We start from the raw sequence: 17,458 nt of genomic DNA, 5'->3' as shown, positions 1-17,458 counted from the left end.
CAGCAATAAGACACTTACAGTAAAAAGAGTGAGCCTAAGCCGAGAAATGCCACGAAGCCAACGATGTCTGTGACTGTGGTTAATATAACTGAACCTGACAAGGCGGGGTCTATTTTCAGCTTATCCAAAATCACAGGCACAAATACCCCCGCCAGTGCCGCCGCCACTATATTGAATAAAATGGCTAGACAAATCACAACACCAAGCAAGACATCGGTAAACCAAAAATACGCCACCACCCCAATAACAAGGGCCCAAATAACGCCGTTTACTCCACCCACTTTTAACTCTTTCACCATGAGCGCGCGCATATTGGCACTGGTAACTTGCCCTAAGGCCAGCCCTCGCACAATCAGCGTAAGGGTTTGGCTACCTGCAATACCACCCATGCTGGCCACCACTGGCATCAACACCGCTAACGCCACAACCTGTTGCAGCGTGGCTTCGAAAAGGCCGATAAACCAAGAAGCTAAAAATGCTGTTAGCAAATTAATACCCAACCAAAGCGCACGATTACGAGCACTTTTTGCCACCGGCGAGAATAAATCTTCATCTTCATCCATACCTGCCGAGGCCATCACTTGGCGCTCATAAAACTCATTAATCAATTCACTGGCAGAGGTAATATCCAAGCGCCCTATAAGCTTGCTGTTCTCATCCACAACAGGAAGGGCAGACAAACCGGAGCGCTGTACTTGCAAAGACGCGGTAGAAACCTCTTCTGTAGCATCTAATATTGCAGCGCTTTCTTCTGCTAACTGAACGAGTGAAGTATGTTCTTGTGCTGCAAACAGCTTGTTCACTTTGACCAACGCAGAAAACTGGCCCGAGCGATTGACCAAATAGATGCTGTCACAGTGTTGCGGCAATTCACGACGCAAAAGCCTTAACCCCTCTCGCACTTTTGCATTCGCTGGCAATACCAGTAGTTCGTGGTTTACCCAGTGACCCACTTGCGAATCAGGGAACTGAGTAGCTTCGCGAAAGTACTTTCTTTCTTGGCTATCTAGCGTTTGGTAGGCTAAATCCACCAGCTTTGTGGGTAATGAGTCGAGAAGCTCAAGCAAGTCTTCGGCGTCAATGTCGGAGAAAATAGAGGCCCATTCGTGATGCGCCGTGGCATCAATCAGAATTTCTCGGGGGTCACTACGCATCTCCACCAGCACGGAAAGCTTTTTATCCCGTGGCACGCCTTCCCAAATAATGAGGCGTCGCTCAACCGGCAATGACTCTAGAAGTGAGGCAATATAAACCGTGTCTTGGCTACTTAGTGCAGTTAAAATAACCGCTGGGTCGTCGCCCATGCTGTCGGTGACAAATTCTTCAATCAAATCTGGCAAGGGTTCTGCCACACTGCACCTCCAAAAAATTTAGATGACTACCCCAACATATAAGTGCCCGTACCAAATGCGATATGATCACCCGCTTCGTTGTGTAGCTCCATTCTGCACACGGCTAATTTACTCCCTTTTCGAATAACCGCCGCCGTGGCAATAAAATGCGTGCCTCTTCCGGGTCGTAAGTAGTCCACGCGCATATCTACCGTACCCATTGTTGCGAGCCGCTTTTGCAAGCTGAGTAGCTCGCTATCTTGCGTTTGATGAATAGTTTCAATAATGGCAGTAATGCCGCCTACGGTATCTAATAAACTTGCTGTCACACCGCCGTGAAGAATTTTTTGCAAGGGGTTTCCAGTTAATGCTTCACGCCATGCTAGATGTAACTCTACGCCCTGACCTCGTGGGATAAAGTCTAAACCCAACAACTGGTTAAATGGCATTGTATCACGGAACAAACTGATTACATGCGTAATCATTTTCTCTCGCAAAGGGTTTAATTGGGTGTGTGTCTCAGACATATAAATCGCCTCTTCTTAATGTCGTCTCTCAAGCGAGATTAGCCCAATACACACAAGCCAATTGTTTTATCTATTGATACTTGAATATTTTAATCCTGAATTTTAGTCCAGTTTTTACGTTTCTCCCGTGAAGATTGGATGAAAAAGGCGTAAAATCCCCCGCTATGACAACTGCAATCCCCAACACCACACAAGACTCACCGTTACCTCCCGCCGCTACGCCTGAAACCGTGCTAAAAGACGTGTTTGGTTATGACGCTTTTCGCGAGGGACAGGGTGATGTTATCCACCACGTTTGTAACGGGGGGGATGCCTTAGTATTGCTACCCACTGGCGGTGGTAAGTCGTTGTGTTACCAAATTCCAGCGTTAGTGATGCAGGGCACTACCATCGTGGTGTCACCGTTAATTTCATTAATGCAAGATCAGGTGGAACAACTACTCGCGCTTGGGGTAAGCGCCGCATACCTAAATTCAACGCTACCGACCGACACCCAATCGGACATTGCAGATAAACTCATTAACGGCAAATTAGATTTGCTCTACGTATCGCCAGAGCGCTTACTTCAGTTTGGTTTCCAGCAAACCTTAAAACACGCTGATATTTCTCTGTTTGCGATAGATGAAGCGCATTGTGTGTCGCACTGGGGGCACGATTTCAGACAAGACTATCGCGCGCTTGGGCAGATAAAGTCACGGTTTAAAGATATTCCTGTTATTGGCTTAACAGCCACTGCTGATGCAGCCACACAACAAGATATTCTAACCCAACTTCAGTTAGACGCGCCTTTGGTGTACAAGGGCAGCTTTGACAGGCCCAATATTCGCTATCGCGTCATGTCGAAATATAAGGCGTTCGAGCAAGTCGTTGCTTATGTAAAACAACAAGATGGCAGTGGAATTATCTACTGTAATAGCCGGGCGAAAGTTGACGATTTACATGCAAAGCTATTTCGTCAGGGCTTCCGGTGCGCTGCCTATCATGCTGGGCTAGATACCGATGAACGAGAGTTTGTTCAGCGTCAATTCCTTACCGACAAAATTGATATTGTGGTGGCAACTGTTGCCTTTGGCATGGGCATCAACAAATCCAACGTGCGCTACGTCGTGCATCATGATGTTCCCCGAAGTATAGAAAGCTATTATCAAGAAACCGGTCGCGCGGGGCGTGACGGCCTCGAATCGGAAGCCTTACTCTTATTTGATGAGAAAGACGCTGCGCGGGTCAAGCAGTGGATAAGCCAAGGTGAACTGGAAGACAGAAACCAAATTGAGTTGCAAAAATTTGCTGCCATGGAAGCCTTTTCTGAAGCACAAACTTGCCGCCGCCAAGTACTGCTGAACTATTTTTCACAATTCAGTGATAGCGCCTGTGGCAACTGCGATATCTGTCTTGACCCACCTAAAATGATAGATGGCACTGTGATAAGTCAAAAAGTGTTGTCCTGTGTACTGCGCTTACAACAGCAAGCGGCTACTCAGTATGTTATTGATGTATTGCGAGGAAAGCAGCTTAAACGTCTGCAAGAGGCGGGACATCATCAGCTCTCCACGTATGGTATAGGCAAAGACAAGTCCGACAGTTATTGGCATAACATCATTAATCAACTTATTCACAAAGGCCTTATCCGGGTGGATATTACCGCCAACGCGGCACTACGGTTAACCGAAGCAGCTCGGCCTGTCTTGAAGGGCGAAATTGCCATTCAGCTTGCTACGCCAAGGTTAGAATTCAAGCCTGATAAAAAAGCCAAACAAGCGCCGAGTAATTATGATCGCACCCTCTTTATGAGGCTCAAGCATTTGCGCAAAGTACTGGCGGAAGAAAATGAAGTCCCCCCTTACGTGGTGTTTAGTGATGCCACGTTAGTGGACATGGCCTCTAAGCTTCCCACCACCAAAGACACCATGCTAGATGTCAGTGGTGTTGGGCAAACTAAACTCACCCGCTATGGCGACGCCTTTATGCAGCTTATTGGCGACTACGTTAATCGCGAAGCCTAGTGCGAGAGAATTGCAACAAGCGCGCCGAAAACTAGGCGTAGGCGTATTCACCGCCTTTTGCTAAGGCTTGTTGGTAAGCGGGACGGGCATGAACTCGCTTCACATAACCTTGTATGGCGGCGAAATCTTTTGCCTTTCCACTGGCCACGAGTGATTCAAGCGGAAATATCATTTGCACATCTGCCCCCGTGGGCTCGTCGCCAGCAAACCATGTGTGACTGGCAAGATACGACTCTACATAGCGTAAGCTTTGTGCCAAATTTGGCCCGTAATAGGCATTTAAAATTCCATCCACCAGCTTGTTCGTAATTGGTTTAATGAAAAACGGTTTTGCGCCTTTTTGCCTGGCTTTTTCCAACACCAGATTGGCCACCAGTGGCGGCATTAATGAGCCTTCGGCAAAATGCAACCAGAACAGATACTGCTGCAGTGCCTCGCCTTCAGTCGGTGAACAAAAGCTCTCTGACGCATAATGACGTACGAGGTACTCAACAATGGCACCCGATTCGGCAATGGCGCCGTCGGGCGTACTTAGCACAGGTGAACGGCCAAGGGGATGCACCGCTCTAAGCGAGTCTGGAGCCAAATTGGTTGTGCTGTCTCGTTGATAATGTTCAAGCTGGTAACTTACCCCAAGTTCTTCCAGTAGCCATAATATACGTTGTGAGCGCGAATTATTTAAATGATGTAAAGTGAGCATACCTCTCCCTAAGCTGTTTTTGTAGGTGTTATTATTCCGCCTTCTACTATATACACAAATTCGCTTGGGGTAGTTTACTTCACGACAAATTTACCATGTAATTTACTCACAATGACCCATTACCCCCTAGCTCCGACGAGGTTTCACATTCATGCCGCCACATGCAGCCAACCTTACCCACGCCATTCAATTAACAGAACACGGCGTAACCCTCGCACTGCCCTTGCCACAAACACCCCTTAAAACTCAACAATGGGTGGCACAGTTTGGTGCGCGTTTTGCGCTAAACCTAGGTGAGCCAGATTGGGGCGCCGACAGGTATCAAATAGCACTGTCTAACGAAGTAGTCAGCTGCCTGCTGTGTATCGAGTGGCTGTGCGAAGCTATTTGGCTTGAGCCTTTAGGAGCAAGTCAAAGCCCACAGCAACTGCATCGTTACCTCATAGATAGGTTAAAAACAGAAAACGCCTAGTGGTACAGAAGTTTTTTCTACAATGGGCTAAAGTTAAGCTAGTATAGCGATATGCAATTAATATTATTTGGAGCCTCGAACGCTGTTATGCCATTCATAAAAAAAGGAATTTTGGCATTTTTCAACGTGTTTCTCTTATTATCTCTTTTGGTAATAAGTGTGGCTGCTTGGCGTGTTCATGCCAGTGAACTTCATATCGACGAGCGCTTCGATATTGCTGTTATTAATCATAGCAGCACCTCCTTTGTGGCACACCAATCAGCCTCGTATCTTGATGTGCTTCATTCTACCCAAGCGCTTTCTACCACCCTGCCGTTAACCCTTGAAAATAGCCGCTTGTGGTTATCTGCTGAATTACGCAATACCGGGTTTAGCACTGTGCCACTGGTGTTGAATATAGACAGGCTAAATATTGATGACTTACAGATATACTTGCTAGACGATAATGCGCGTATTATTAAGTCCTATCGTTATCAAGCTGGAAAAGGGGACTATTCACTGAATAAGCCCCTGCCTGCGATTAGGTTGGCGTTTTCACTTAACGCGCAAGAACACTCTAGGCTATTAATTGGTGTAAAAGATGAAGGGCTTAGGCAATTTCCTATTTCCCTTTGGCATAAGCAAAGCTTGCAGCAATACGATAGAAACATGATGGTAATGCTCGGTGTATTACTGGGCATTTTAGGCATTATGGTGGGGTATTTTTTACTCTCTTATTTGTTTCAGCGAACACCCGCGCGGTTTTGGTTAGCCACGAATAACGCCATTTTGTTCGCGCTCTTTTTTGTGGCGCAAGGAGGGTTGGCTACTTGGCCTGCGCTCACCAACGCCAGCGAACCGCTATTCGCTATTTTACTGGGCGCAACATTCCTAAACTTGGCGAAGGTAACCCACAACTTATTTGTGCGAGTCCCCTTCTTTTTGCGCATTGTCTCGTTTTCACTCCCCCTAGCAATGACCATTTGGGCGCTGGTCAGCAACCCCTATAACGCCTCACTAATATTGATGGCAATGTGCCCCTTAATTGGGGTGTATCATGTGCTTTTGGCGATGATCTTCAAGGACAGGCGAAATCAAGCGCTTAGCTATATTTTTTGCATGGCGTGGCTGTTCTTTACTGTGTTGTACGCCATATTTGTAAAAACCCTGCTGGGAACGCTCATTTATACCACTCCCTTGGTCTTTTTTATTCTTGCGTTATTGTCTATCGGCTTGCTCTGTTTAGGGTTTAGCGTAGAGCTAAAAGAGCGCAGCTTTAATGTTCAAAAGCTGTTAGAGCGAGAAGCCACCATTACAAGTTTAAATCGTTTTTACGATTTGTTTCGCAATTCTGCAGAAGGCTTGTATACCTCAACGTTAGAAGGTGACATCAAAACCGTTAACCCCGCCATGTGCGCCCTCTTTGGTTTTGAAGACGAAACGCAAATGCTAGAAACCATAAAAAATACCAAGCAGTTTTACGCCAATACTGAAGACCGAGATGTGCTGGTAGGCGAATTGCTAGAAAGTGGTATTGTCATGGGGCGTGAAATTAAAGGGGTTAAGGCCGATGGCAGCGAATTTTGGTTTTCCATTTCTTGCCAAATACGCGCCGCTGAAGAAGGCAATTTTCTCTATGGCTCTATTATTGATGTCACCGAGAAAAAACAGTCTGATTTAAGCTTGCAGTATCTGGCTACTCACGACTCATTAACCGGTGTATTTAATCGACGTCAATTTGAAAATACGCTGAAAGCCAAATTAGCGGCCAAAAGCGCTGACGAGATAGCCATTCTTTACCTCGATTTAGACCGCTTTAAGGTGGTGAATGACACCTGCGGTCACAAAGCAGGTGACACATTAATTAAAGATATTGCCCAACTGCTAGAAAAAGCCTTACCGGAAAGCGCGATGCTTGCTCGCTTAGGGGGAGATGAGTTTGGCGTTATTATTGAGAAGGCATCACCTGAACAAGCCCATGAAATAGCAGAGAGTTTATTAAACGTCGCGCAAGAATTCCGATTTATGTGGGACAAGCGCATATTTCATCTTGGGGTAAGTATTGGCATGGTTGTCTGCGATAATTCAGACACCACCGGTGAGCAATATTTAAGCATGGCAGACGCCGCCTGCTATTTTGCAAAGGAACAAGGTCGCAACCAAATACATCTTTATCATAAAAACGATAAAAGCATGCAGCGCTACCAAAAAGAATTAGATTGGGTTACCACCATTAACCACGCCCATGATGAAGACCGTTTCTTATTGTACTACCAACTTATGCGTCCATTAACCAGCGCAAACGACGGCTTTTACTATGAAGTATTACTGCGTTTAAAAGACCGCGATGGCACAGTCATTGAACCGAATGCGTTTCTCCCTACCGCAGAGCGGTTTGAAATGAACGTAAAGATTGATAAGTGGGTTATCTCTAATACCTTTGAGTACTTGCATGCAAACCCTGAACATCTAGCTAACTTAAAACGCTGCAGCATTAATTTAAATTGTCACTCTCTTGCCGACAGAGACTTCAAGTTATTTGTTTTAAATGCTTTCGACAAATATGCCATTCCCTATGACAAAATTTGCTTTGAAGTCATCGAATCTGTTGCAATTATCAAAATGGAAGACACCTTGCGTTTCATGCAGTCTTTTAAAGAGTTGGGGTGTTCGTTCGCCCTTGATGACTTTGGTAGTGGCTTCTCTTCATATAACTACTTAAAAAGCCTGCCGGTGGATATTGTTAAAATTGACGGTGCCTTTATAAAGGATATGCTCAACGATCCTGTCGATGTGGCCATGGTCGCGTCAATTAAAGAAGTGGCGAAAGCCATGGGCATGACGACGGTGGCGGAGTTTGTAGAGTCTGAAGCCACCATGGCGCAGCTTGGAAGAATAGGCATTGATTTCGCGCAAGGCTTCAGTGTGTCTGCCCCTAAACCTCTCAATACATTTACCCCGTTATAAACTAGACTATATTGAAAGCGCCTTAGGCTACCCAATTAAATTGATATAATGTAACATGCCTCTCCAAAATTTAATGGGAGGTGTGTGTCTTTAGCCCTTGTAAAGGAAAAAAGCACCCCCAAATAACGCTTATGAAGATGGGTGTAGAAGTAACATGAGCAGCAAACAGCCAAAATACGAATATGTCAGTTCCGCTAAATTGCCTACCCGCATGGGCAATTTCAAGATCCATGGTTTCGTTGAAGCCAGTGGGCAGGAGCATGTGGCTTTATCTTACGGCGACTGGAAAGACAACGACGTGGTGCCTATTCGTATTCATTCTGAATGCCTAACTGGCGACTCGCTTTTTAGCACCCGCTGCGACTGTGGTTTTCAGCTTGAGAAAGCCATGCAAAATATTGTTGATAATGGTTGTGGCGTGCTTTTATATTTGCGCCAAGAAGGTCGTGGAATTGGCTTACTGAATAAAATTCGCGCCTATAATCTACAAGATAGCGGCATGGATACCGTTGAAGCCAACGAACATTTGGGCTTTGATGCTGACTTACGCAGCTACGATATTTGTAAAGTGATGCTCGACACCTTGAAAGTAAGTCGCGTTGAACTGATGACCAATAACCCCAAAAAATTGGCTGCTCTTAAAGGGTTAGGTATTGATGTTGTCGCACGTAAGCCCATTGACCATGGCATCACCGAAGACAACAAAGGCTATATCAAAACAAAAACTGAAAAGCTAGGGCACGCCTTCGACCCCCACGCATTTAAGTAAGCTATTACTCGCTTAACTATCTTTCGCTGCCTATTCGTTTAACCAAACTGAGCCCTGTTCAGTTTGGTTCAGCTTAGGTTAATATCCCAAGGTTTATAACGTATACATACTTTTATATCTCTACCACTATGCTTAATCACAAGCAGCTTGGTTAGAGTGAGGAGAATGTATGAAAAACGTCACCTTATCAATACTCTTGCTACTGGGTAGTGGTGCAGTTCTAGTGCCTACCTTTGCGTCTGCCTCCAGCCAAAGTCAAACCCAAGTAGAGGTTGCCGACTATTCAGATGCACAACTAGATAGCCTATTGGCGCCTATTGCGCTATACCCTGATGCACTGTTAACGCATATTCTTATTGCTACCACGTATCCCCTTGATGTGATTGCCGCCGACCGCTGGCGGCAAAGTAACACGCACCTTACTGCGCAACAAGTTGAGCAGGTCATCACCCCTATCAGCTGGGATCCCAGTGTAAAAGCCATTGCGCCTTTTACCGATATTTTGCATACCATGGCAGAAGATATCGACTGGATGGAGCAAGTTGGTGACAACATGTTAGTGAATGAAGACAGGGTATTAGACCGCATTCAGGTTTTGCGACAACATGCCTATAACTCTGGCAATTTACGCACCAATGATTACCTTGATGTTGCGCAAGAAAGTAGCATCATTTATATCGCTCCGCGGCATCGAGAGACCATCTATGTGCCCTATTACAACCCCACACATGTCTTTGGTCACTGGAATCACAGTATTGCACCTTATCACTGGCACTTTGGTGTGAGTGTGCACCAAAGTGCGAGAATTTATTGGTCGCCTCGCGTACACCTTTCCACCTTATTCTATTTTGGTGGCATTCACTGGCATAACCGCCATCTTGTTGTGCATCGTGGTCCGGTGACACGCTATTACCGCCATACACCTGTAAAGCGGGTTTACAGTAAAGGCTACCAACGTTGGAACCATAATGTTGACCACCGCCGTGCGCGCTATTCACAGCGGGTGACACATACGGCGCCAAAACGTTACCAGCACAAGCAAACCATCATGGTAAATAAACCCGGCAACAAGCATCAAATTAAAACAGGTACCCCTAATAGACATACCCTGGTACGTCACAGTGAACTCAAAAATAAGTTATCGGACAATCGAAATCGTAATAGGACAGTACGCAACAATCAGGGCACGATAGACACAACACGAGGAAATAAATCCCATAAAAACACGGTACGCGAGAACAAATCTGGTAATAACCAGTACCGTGAAAAACGTGTTCAAGACAAGGGGGTAAGAGGAAACCAACGCTATGCAAATGTGCAACAAAAGCTTAGCCGTCAGTCACACAAGCCGGCGACTAATAGCAATAAGTCGTCCTCGACACGCCATGAGCCATCGCTAAAAAGAAGTCATAATAGTAGCAATAACCGACATTCTGTAAGTCCACAAAGACAGGCTAAGCATAGCTCACCAGCTTCTCGAAACGTTAGTCGGTACAGTGATAAATCTCATAGTCGCGGCCTAAAATAAGCCTCGTACCCCGCCAAAAAAAGTGCCTCACTCGAATGTGGGGCGCTTTTTTATGAATTGCGTGATCGCCTACGGATTTAAAGCGTCTTGCTGATGCATCGCTAAAAATGCGTCCACAAATTTCTGAGGCGATGAAGGGGATAAATTAAAGTACAGCGACGGCTCTATCAGCTCAAGCTCCATCAACGCCCACTCACCTTTACAGCGCACCAGATCTACACGTGCATACAACGCCTGTTCCGGCATGGCGTCAAGGGCTCGAAGAGCTGCGTCTAACATCGTCTGATCAGGTTCAATAAGATGCAGTGCCCCACCATGTTCTTCTTGTACACGAAAATCACCCGACTTGGGTACTTTTCGTATGCTGTGGCTAAACGCCCCAGCAAAATAAAACAGTGAATACTCACCTTCTTCTACAATGGAGGGAAGAAATGGCTGAATCATGTGTTTCCGCTCAGCAAAACAGCGAGATAAAGTCGGTATAAATTGGGTAATATTATCTCGGCTCACCTTGTAAGTATCGTCGGCATTGGCGCTTAATATGGGTTTGACAATTAGGGTGTCGGTGGCAAAAACGTCAAATTGCTGTACCAAGGTGTCTACTGAAAAGTGGGACTGCCAAAACGTCGGTACAGTACTCACCCCTCTATCTTCTAAATCTAAAAGGTAGCTTTTTTCAATATTCCACTTTATCAAGGTTAATGGGTTCAGCAATTTTGCTTTCGATTTATCGATACTCTCCAGACAGGCGGTAAACTCAGACGGATACTGCTGATAGTCCCAAGTACTGCGCACGATGACATAATCATAATCGCTCCAGTTGATGTCTTTATTGTGCCAAGACAACGTGGCTACCTGCCACCCTGCCTGCTCAAAGAAGGGGATGAGTAAGGTATCGTAAACGAAAAAACCTTCTAAATTATCGGTAGATAGAAAAACAATTTTTGCCACTGCTTTAGGCCCTTTTAACGAAAGCGACGGGTCTGTAGTAGATAGTCTGCGTACGATGTATGACTGCTTTTTCATGAGGCTATGGTATCACTTAGGGTGTGCTTTAACACACCATCACTCTTGCTGCCTTTGTGGTTTTTAACCGATGTTTAGGGAATGAATGTGGGGGACGCTTGGCCCCCAGGGCTGAGTAAGGTTTTATATGGGGTAATTGCCCAGGTTATTTCCGCGACATACAGGCTAGTCGCTATGCTCTAGAATCACTGCCCATAATGGTTTTACGGCTAAATTGCGAGTGAATTATATTTAAGTCTTAGACTAAAGTTTTGTGGTCTAAACTCCTCACTCACCGTACTATTTTCGTTATTAGCACACACAGCATTTGTTGCCTACACTTATAAAAAGCGTACATTCTTTGGAGAGTCATATGCAGTACCCTTGGATTGCCGAAGGTCATAAGATCTTTCGCGCCGTCATTGTCATTCAATGGCTGATATCATTGGTTATTGGGTTTATCACTGGCGAACTACTGCCTGCATTCCTCTTTGGTATTCCGATTGCTGCTATTCCTCTGCTGCTTAGCTTCTCGCAGCCCCATACTGCTATCAGTCGCCACGCCATGGCCATTGGTACGCAATTACTCACGGCGTTACATATTCACCAAAGTTTCGGCTTAATAGAAGTCCACTTTGAAATTTTTGTTATTTTGGCATTTCTTTCTTACTTCAGAGATTGGACGGTGATTGCAATGGGGACGGCAGTGGTTGCGGTTCACCACATTTCTTTCTTTATTTTGCAAACCCAGGGCGCGCCGTTAGTGATATTTGAAGAAGGTCATGTGACATTCTCAATCCTATTAATGCACGCTGCGTTTGCCCTCGCGGAAGGCGGTGTACTTATGTATATGGCCAAACAAGCCCACCAAGAAGGTGCTGGTGCGGCGCAACTTCGCTTAGCGATTGAAGATATGCAAAAAGAAGCGGGGCGACTGGATTTAAGTGTAAACGTTGATGCTTCAAACCCTGTTACACGACCTTTCGCAGAGCTTATTGGCCAGGTTAAAGACTTAGTTGAACTAGCGTCATCGTTAACCGATGATGTGGTGCGTGGTTGCGGCAAAATGGAAAAAGCGGCTAGCGATATGTTTGAAATCACCCAAAATACAGATCAAGAGCTCGCCATGGTGTCTGCATCTACCGAAGAAATTGCGCAAACTATGCAATTATCCACTGAGCAAACAACCCTTGCCAGTGACAAAGCCCATGATGCTCAAGCCTCTTCGCAAACCACCCGTGACTCTATTTCTAGTACCAGTCAGACCATAGATTCTCTGCGTAATACGTTAAACAGTGCGGCAAAAACAAATGAAGCATTAAACGAGCAGTGCAGTCATATATCAGAAGCAATGCGTGCCATAACCGCAGTGGCAGAGCAAACAAACTTGCTAGCTTTGAATGCGGCCATTGAGTCTGCCCGCGCTGGCGAACATGGTCGTGGGTTTGCGGTGGTTGCTGACGAAGTACGTACGCTGGCAATTCGCTCGAAAGAAAGTGCCGACCAAATTACCACCATTACCGAACAGCTCGTTAACCAAACGGCAAACTCGGTTGATCAGATGCAAACCTGTATTACGCTGGTAGATGAAGCCGTGTTGTCATCGAATACCGCCACCGAAGCAATGACCCTTATTATGCAGCAAATTCAAAATGCCAGTGAAAGCATGACAGAAATTGCGACCTCCGCCGTTGAACAAGAAACCGCGTCGGCGTCTATTGCACAAAGCACAGCAAGGTTGAGCGAGTTCACCTCTCAGGAACTGGCTACCGCTGAATCCTTGTCAGCGGAGGTAACAACCTTAACTGACATTTCGCAGAAAATGCGAAATGCCATTGCTCGCTTTAAGTTCTAAGTAAGATGGCGAAGCGCACAAGCTGGCTTTTGCTGTTCGCTTGGGCCGCATGCATACTGGCGGGATTGCTGTTTTATAGTCAAAAGCAGCTATCGGAGTTTGACCCGCAAGGCGTGCTTTTGCACGCCTCTACCGAGGCTAGTTTTGACACTGATATTGCGCGCGCTTTACAGCAAAACGGCATTCCTTCCGCCTCTATTATTCATGTAAGTACTTCAAAGGCCTGCTATTGCGACACGCTCGCTCAGCCCCATCAGCAGGCACTGTTGGCTGAATTAGAAACTGATGGCTATCGTTCTGTTGAACTGTCATTAGAACAAGTCCCAGAGCTTAAGTCTGTGATGACTGCCACACCGGCACTCATCGTCATTGATGATGAATACCAGCTTCGCTACCTCGGCCCCTACGCCACAGGGTATGGATGCTTTACTGGTAAAAACGTGGTGGAAGAGGTTTTACAGTACACCAAGACGCCCGCATACCCTGGTGCCATTATCAACGCCGACGGCCAAGGCTGCTTCTGCCACGCCTAAGTTAGGCCTTTCTCTCGTTTTGGCATGCTATATGTAATGTTTTATGTCATTCACGGTTCATAGCCGTTGCGCGGCTTTACCCTATAAAGCTTACCGCACCCCCTAACTTTGCATGAAATTTGTACATGGAGGAGCCAATGCATAAAGAAGCCACCTTATATCGAATGGTAACACCGGGTCACATTTGTCCGTTTGGACTCAAGTCGAAAGACTTGCTCAAGCGTGAAGGATTCAAAGTCGATGACAGGCACCTAAGTACCCGAGAGGAAACCGATGCTTTCAAGCAGAAGCATGGCGTAGACACCACGCCACAAACCTTTATCGATGGGCAAAGAGTCGGAGGGTATGATGAGCTAAGGCGTCATTTTAACAAAACCCCCGAGGAAGACTTTGGCTCTCGCTACACGCCCGTGATTGCCACTTTTGCACTGGCGGCGCTGGCCACCTTAGCTTTTCTGCTACGCGCCACCGTATTTAAGGACGGTGAGATATTTACCCTTGAAGGTACAATAATGACCTTTATCGGCGTAGCTATGGTGCTGCTGTCACTGCAAAAAATTCAAGATGTGGTGGCGTTTTCACGGCAGTTCATTACTTATGACCTATTAGGCATGAAAAAGCCAAGGTATGCGTATGTTTACCCCTTTGTGGAAGCCTATGCAGGTTTAGCCATGATTGCAGGTATCCCCGCCATGCTCTTTGCCCCTTTCTCTATTTTTATCGGCGCGATTGGTGCCGTGTCGGTTATTAAAGCCGTATACATAGATAAACGGGAACTAAAATGCGCCTGTGTAGGAGGCAATAGCGATGTGCCTCTCGGGTTTATTTCGTTGACGGAAAACCTCGGCATGCTAGGTGCTGGCTTATGGATGCTGTTTTCATAACCCCCTGTTTTTGCGCGTTTACCCCTTCGGTTAACTAGGCGCGCTAAAGGGCTGGCTTAGCAACTTGATACGCTAGCCCTTTTAAATGTGCCACCACACTACGACCTAATGCACTCATGTCGTAGCCACCTTCTAATGCGCTCACAATACGGCCTTCACAGCAGGTGTCGGCCACTTTTTTAAGTTCTACGCTTAACCAGTAATAGTCGTCTTCGGTTAAGCGTAAATGAGCCATAGGATCTTCAGCATGGGCATCAAAACCAGCGGAAAGTAAGATTAACTCGGGCTTAAAGTGAGTGAGTGCAGCAAACCAATGCGCGACTTTATTGCGAAACACTTCGCCTGTAGCACCCGCATCAATGGGTACTGACAATATATTGCTGGCCAGTACTGGCGACCCACTATGAGGGTAAAAGGGATGCTGGAAGCTTGAGCACATCATGATACGCTGGTCGCCCGCCACAATATGCTCGGTACCATTGCCGTGGTGCACATCGAAGTCCACAATAGCGACACGCTTTAATGCGTAAGTTTGTAAGGCGTACCGCGCGGCAATGGCAATATTGTTGAAGATACAAAACCCCATCGCGCTGTCGTAGGTAGCATGGTGCCCCGGAGGTCGCGTTGCACAAAAGCCTTGTCGGTCATGTCCTTGCATTACCCAATCAACAGCAAGACACGCCGCTCCTGCGGATTCTAATGCTGCGGTTAAACTTCCTTTTACCAGCCCAGTATCTTCAGCAAGCCACACCACATCTTGCTCATTTGAGGGGGCTGCCTCGTCAATTTTAGCGGCTTGTGTAAATACCTCATCAATATAGGTCGGGCTATGCGCCAAGGTTAAATAAGCTTTAGCAATTGGCGTCGCGTCAGCGTGTTCGCATACCATTTCTAACCCTGACGCCAGCAGTTGATCGTCAATGGCGAACAAGCGGTCCGGCGACTCCGGATGGGTCCTGTCGACATCATGCTTGATACTGGCTTTTCCTCTAAAGATGCGTATGGTCATTTTGCATTTGCCACATCTAAAACCAATTCAATGTCACTTGGGTCACCGGTGAACTTTCGAATGAAATTGGCTTGCTCAAAAATGGTGATCATGGGCTTATTTTCTCCCCTGACATATGCCATCATTTTTTCTATACCCCGCGCTTTAGCAATGTCGATTAGTTGGTTAAGTAAACGACTAGCCATGCCTTTCCCCTGCTGGGTTTCTCTGGTCACAAAGGCTACTTCACAGGTATTACTGACTGGCTCTAAATAAAAACGACCGACGGCTTGAATAGTAATGCGTGAGCCATCTTGCTTAACAATACAAAGGGCCACATCTGCTGACTGATCCACACTAACTAAGTTGCACGACTTCTCCCGTGACATTTGTTTGGGGTCGTAGTTGTAGCGTAGCCTTAGGGTTTCTTTTGTATGGGAATAGAAGAACTCTTGTAAACGCCTTTCATCCGCAGGGTTTAAGGGCCGCATGTAAAAGGTTTCCCCCTGAATATTCAAGCGTTTCAATTGAATAGCCCCTAACTCAGGAATGTCGGTGGGGTACTTTTCTTGATAATGCGGCACCCAATAGTGCTTTCTGACTTCTTCTAAAAGCTGAGCACGAAACTTAGGGTGGGCCACCCTAATCAGTTCAAGTGCGCGCTCGCGAATACTTTTTCCTTTAAGCGACGCAATGCCGTATTCCGTCACAACGTATTGTACATTGCCTCTTGAGGTGACGACGCCTGCACCTTCGGAAATTCTTGGAGTAATACGGGAAATGGTTTCATCTTTCGCGGTAGAAGGCAGAGCGATAATGGGTTTGCCTCCTTTGCTAATAGAAGCACCAGTCACAAAATCCACTTGCCCACCAATGCCACTATAAAAATCATAGCCCAATGAATCTGCCACCACCTGACCCGTAAGATCGACTTCCAACGCACTGTTAATGGCAATCATATTGTCGTTTTTCGCAATATTGGTGGGCTTGTTCACATAACTGCTTGGATAAAATTCAATATGCGGGTTGTTATCAATCAGGTCGTAAAGCTTTCTGGAGCCGATAGCAAAGCTAGTTACCACCTTACCGGGGTGAAAGGTTTTCTTTTTATTGGTCACCGCGCCTGAAGACAAAAGCTCGATAACACTGTCTGTGAGCATTTCACTGTGAATACCCAGATCTTTGTGATGGCACAAATATTTCAGCGTTGCACTGGGAATTTTACCAATACCGAATTGCAGCGTTGCGCCATCGTCCACCAACATAGACACATATTGACCAATACGTTCAGCAACGGAATCTATAGGGGGCGGACTGACTTCCACCAAAGGTTCGCTGGCTTCAATACAGGCGGTAATTTCACTGATATGGATATAGGAATGCCCTGCGGTGCGAGGAACCTGTGGGTTGATTTGTGCCACCACTTGCTGACAGTTTCTTACCGCAGACATGGAAATATCCACGGCAGCGCCCAAAGAACAATAACCAAATTCATCCGGCGGACTGACATTCACCAAGGCAGCATCTAACGCCAACGTACCATCACTAAACAAGCTCGATATTTCAGATAAAAACACGGGTGTATAATCTGCCCGCCCTTCATCAACAGCACGACGAATGGCCTCACCGCCAATAAAAAAAGTATTGGCTTTGAATAAACGTTTATATTTCTCTTTTGCCCAACGGGTATCGCCAAGCGCCAGCATGTGAACCAATTCAATATCACTAAAGCCTTCGCTATTTTCAATAAGATGTTGAACCAGCGCATAAGGTACAGAGGCGGTACCACCAACAAACACTCGCGAACCAGATTTGATTAATTTATGCCAATTAGGCTCGGGGGGTAACGCTATTGCCATCACTTCAACCTATACAAGTTATCCTGCATTCCTCACATAATGCCATATTTTAGCAAGT

14 protein-coding genes are annotated in these 17,458 nt (G+C 46.2%); 8 read left to right on the top strand and 6 right to left on the bottom strand.

What is annotated here, in order from left to right:
* Positions 1 to 14: 14 nt before the first annotated feature.
* The gene (locus tag EP13_RS00960; RefSeq protein ID WP_044055553.1) at positions 15 to 1,352 is read right to left on the bottom strand and encodes a magnesium transporter; all 1,338 of its coding nucleotides are present in this window, start codon (positions 1,350 to 1,352) and stop codon (positions 15 to 17) included.
* A gap of 26 nt (positions 1,353 to 1,378) precedes the next feature.
* The gene (locus EP13_RS00955; RefSeq protein WP_044055552.1) at positions 1,379 to 1,858 is read right to left on the bottom strand and encodes a thioesterase family protein; all 480 of its coding nucleotides are present in this window, start codon (positions 1,856 to 1,858) and stop codon (positions 1,379 to 1,381) included.
* A gap of 164 nt (positions 1,859 to 2,022) precedes the next feature.
* Between EP13_RS00955 and recQ the strand changes: the two genes are divergently transcribed.
* Positions 2,023 to 3,861, top strand: a complete 1,839-nt coding sequence (recQ, locus tag EP13_RS00950; protein WP_044055551.1) for a DNA helicase RecQ — start codon at positions 2,023 to 2,025, stop codon at positions 3,859 to 3,861.
* Positions 3,862 to 3,892: 31 nt separating this feature from the next.
* Here recQ and EP13_RS00945 read toward each other — a convergent pair whose 3' ends face one another.
* The gene (locus EP13_RS00945; protein ID WP_044055550.1) at positions 3,893 to 4,561 is read right to left on the bottom strand and encodes a glutathione S-transferase; all 669 of its coding nucleotides are present in this window, start codon (positions 4,559 to 4,561) and stop codon (positions 3,893 to 3,895) included.
* Between the two features lie 151 nt (positions 4,562 to 4,712).
* Between EP13_RS00945 and EP13_RS00940 the strand changes: the two genes are divergently transcribed.
* From EP13_RS00940 to EP13_RS00925, 4 genes are all read left to right on the top strand, one after another.
* A complete protein-coding gene (locus tag EP13_RS00940) occupies positions 4,713 to 5,033 on the top strand; it encodes a hypothetical protein (RefSeq protein ID WP_044055549.1) in 321 nt (106 codons plus the stop codon).
* Between the two features lie 159 nt (positions 5,034 to 5,192).
* Positions 5,193 to 7,979 carry an EAL domain-containing protein gene (locus EP13_RS00935; protein ID WP_231497903.1) on the top strand — a complete coding sequence of 929 codons (2,787 nt, stop codon included), beginning with the start codon at positions 5,193 to 5,195 and terminating at the stop codon, positions 7,977 to 7,979.
* A gap of 154 nt (positions 7,980 to 8,133) precedes the next feature.
* Positions 8,134 to 8,748: a GTP cyclohydrolase II gene (gene ribA / locus EP13_RS00930; RefSeq protein WP_044055546.1), complete on the top strand. Its 615-nt coding sequence runs from the start codon at positions 8,134 to 8,136 to the stop codon at positions 8,746 to 8,748.
* Between the two features lie 169 nt (positions 8,749 to 8,917).
* Positions 8,918 to 10,276: a DUF3300 domain-containing protein gene (locus EP13_RS00925; RefSeq protein ID WP_052364228.1), complete on the top strand. Its 1,359-nt coding sequence runs from the start codon at positions 8,918 to 8,920 to the stop codon at positions 10,274 to 10,276.
* 69 nt (positions 10,277 to 10,345) lie between these two features.
* Here EP13_RS00925 and EP13_RS00920 read toward each other — a convergent pair whose 3' ends face one another.
* The gene (locus EP13_RS00920) at positions 10,346 to 11,227 is read right to left on the bottom strand and encodes an ATP-grasp domain-containing protein (RefSeq protein WP_044058644.1); all 882 of its coding nucleotides are present in this window, start codon (positions 11,225 to 11,227) and stop codon (positions 10,346 to 10,348) included.
* Between the two features lie 427 nt (positions 11,228 to 11,654).
* Here EP13_RS00920 and EP13_RS00915 point away from each other — a divergent pair, with 427 nt between their 5' ends.
* The 3 genes from EP13_RS00915 (at position 11,655) to EP13_RS00905 (ending at position 14,553) form a co-directional block, all read left to right on the top strand.
* The gene (locus tag EP13_RS00915) at positions 11,655 to 13,136 is read left to right on the top strand and encodes a methyl-accepting chemotaxis protein (RefSeq protein ID WP_044055545.1); all 1,482 of its coding nucleotides are present in this window, start codon (positions 11,655 to 11,657) and stop codon (positions 13,134 to 13,136) included.
* A gap of 5 nt (positions 13,137 to 13,141) precedes the next feature.
* Positions 13,142 to 13,669: a DUF6436 domain-containing protein gene (locus tag EP13_RS00910; RefSeq protein ID WP_044055544.1), complete on the top strand. Its 528-nt coding sequence runs from the start codon at positions 13,142 to 13,144 to the stop codon at positions 13,667 to 13,669.
* Positions 13,670 to 13,806: 137 nt separating this feature from the next.
* A complete protein-coding gene (locus EP13_RS00905) occupies positions 13,807 to 14,553 on the top strand; it encodes a glutaredoxin family protein (RefSeq protein ID WP_044055543.1) in 747 nt (248 codons plus the stop codon).
* Positions 14,554 to 14,596: 43 nt separating this feature from the next.
* Here EP13_RS00905 and EP13_RS00900 read toward each other — a convergent pair whose 3' ends face one another.
* Positions 14,597 to 15,562 carry a histone deacetylase family protein gene (locus EP13_RS00900; protein ID WP_044055542.1) on the bottom strand — a complete coding sequence of 322 codons (966 nt, stop codon included), beginning with the start codon at positions 15,560 to 15,562 and terminating at the stop codon, positions 14,597 to 14,599.
* Complete coding sequence (locus EP13_RS00895) at positions 15,559 to 17,400, bottom strand: bifunctional acetyl-CoA hydrolase/transferase family protein/GNAT family N-acetyltransferase (RefSeq protein ID WP_044055541.1); 1,842 nt, start codon at positions 17,398 to 17,400, stop codon at positions 15,559 to 15,561. The genes EP13_RS00900 and EP13_RS00895 overlap by 4 nt, the downstream gene beginning before the upstream one ends.
* Positions 17,401 to 17,458: the final 58 nt, after the last annotated feature.

The sequence above is a fragment of the Alteromonas australica genome (assembly GCF_000730385.1).
In the GTDB taxonomy this organism is placed as follows: domain Bacteria; phylum Pseudomonadota; class Gammaproteobacteria; order Enterobacterales; family Alteromonadaceae; genus Alteromonas; species Alteromonas australica.
The sequence above is the reverse complement of the archived record's forward strand: the minus strand, read 5'-3'. Positions and strand labels throughout refer to the sequence as shown.

Coding starts and splice junctions, on each gene's coding strand:
- EP13_RS00915 (WP_044055545.1), top strand. CDS start 11,655: ATGCAGTACCCTTGGATTGCCGAAGGTCATAAGATCTTTCGCGCCGTC.
- EP13_RS00910 (WP_044055544.1), top strand. CDS start 13,142: ATGGCGAAGCGCACAAGCTGGCTTTTGCTGTTCGCTTGGGCCGCATGC.
- recQ (WP_044055551.1), top strand. CDS start 2,023: ATGACAACTGCAATCCCCAACACCACACAAGACTCACCGTTACCTCCC.
- EP13_RS00945 (WP_044055550.1), bottom strand. CDS start 4,561: ATGCTCACTTTACATCATTTAAATAATTCGCGCTCACAACGTATATTA.
- EP13_RS00925 (WP_052364228.1), top strand. CDS start 8,918: ATGAAAAACGTCACCTTATCAATACTCTTGCTACTGGGTAGTGGTGCA.
- EP13_RS00940 (WP_044055549.1), top strand. CDS start 4,713: ATGCCGCCACATGCAGCCAACCTTACCCACGCCATTCAATTAACAGAA.
- EP13_RS00905 (WP_044055543.1), top strand. CDS start 13,807: ATGCATAAAGAAGCCACCTTATATCGAATGGTAACACCGGGTCACATT.
- ribA (WP_044055546.1), top strand. CDS start 8,134: ATGAGCAGCAAACAGCCAAAATACGAATATGTCAGTTCCGCTAAATTG.
- EP13_RS00900 (WP_044055542.1), bottom strand. CDS start 15,562: ATGACCATACGCATCTTTAGAGGAAAAGCCAGTATCAAGCATGATGTC.
- EP13_RS00955 (WP_044055552.1), bottom strand. CDS start 1,858: ATGTCTGAGACACACACCCAATTAAACCCTTTGCGAGAGAAAATGATT.
- EP13_RS00895 (WP_044055541.1), bottom strand. CDS start 17,400: ATGGCAATAGCGTTACCCCCCGAGCCTAATTGGCATAAATTAATCAAA.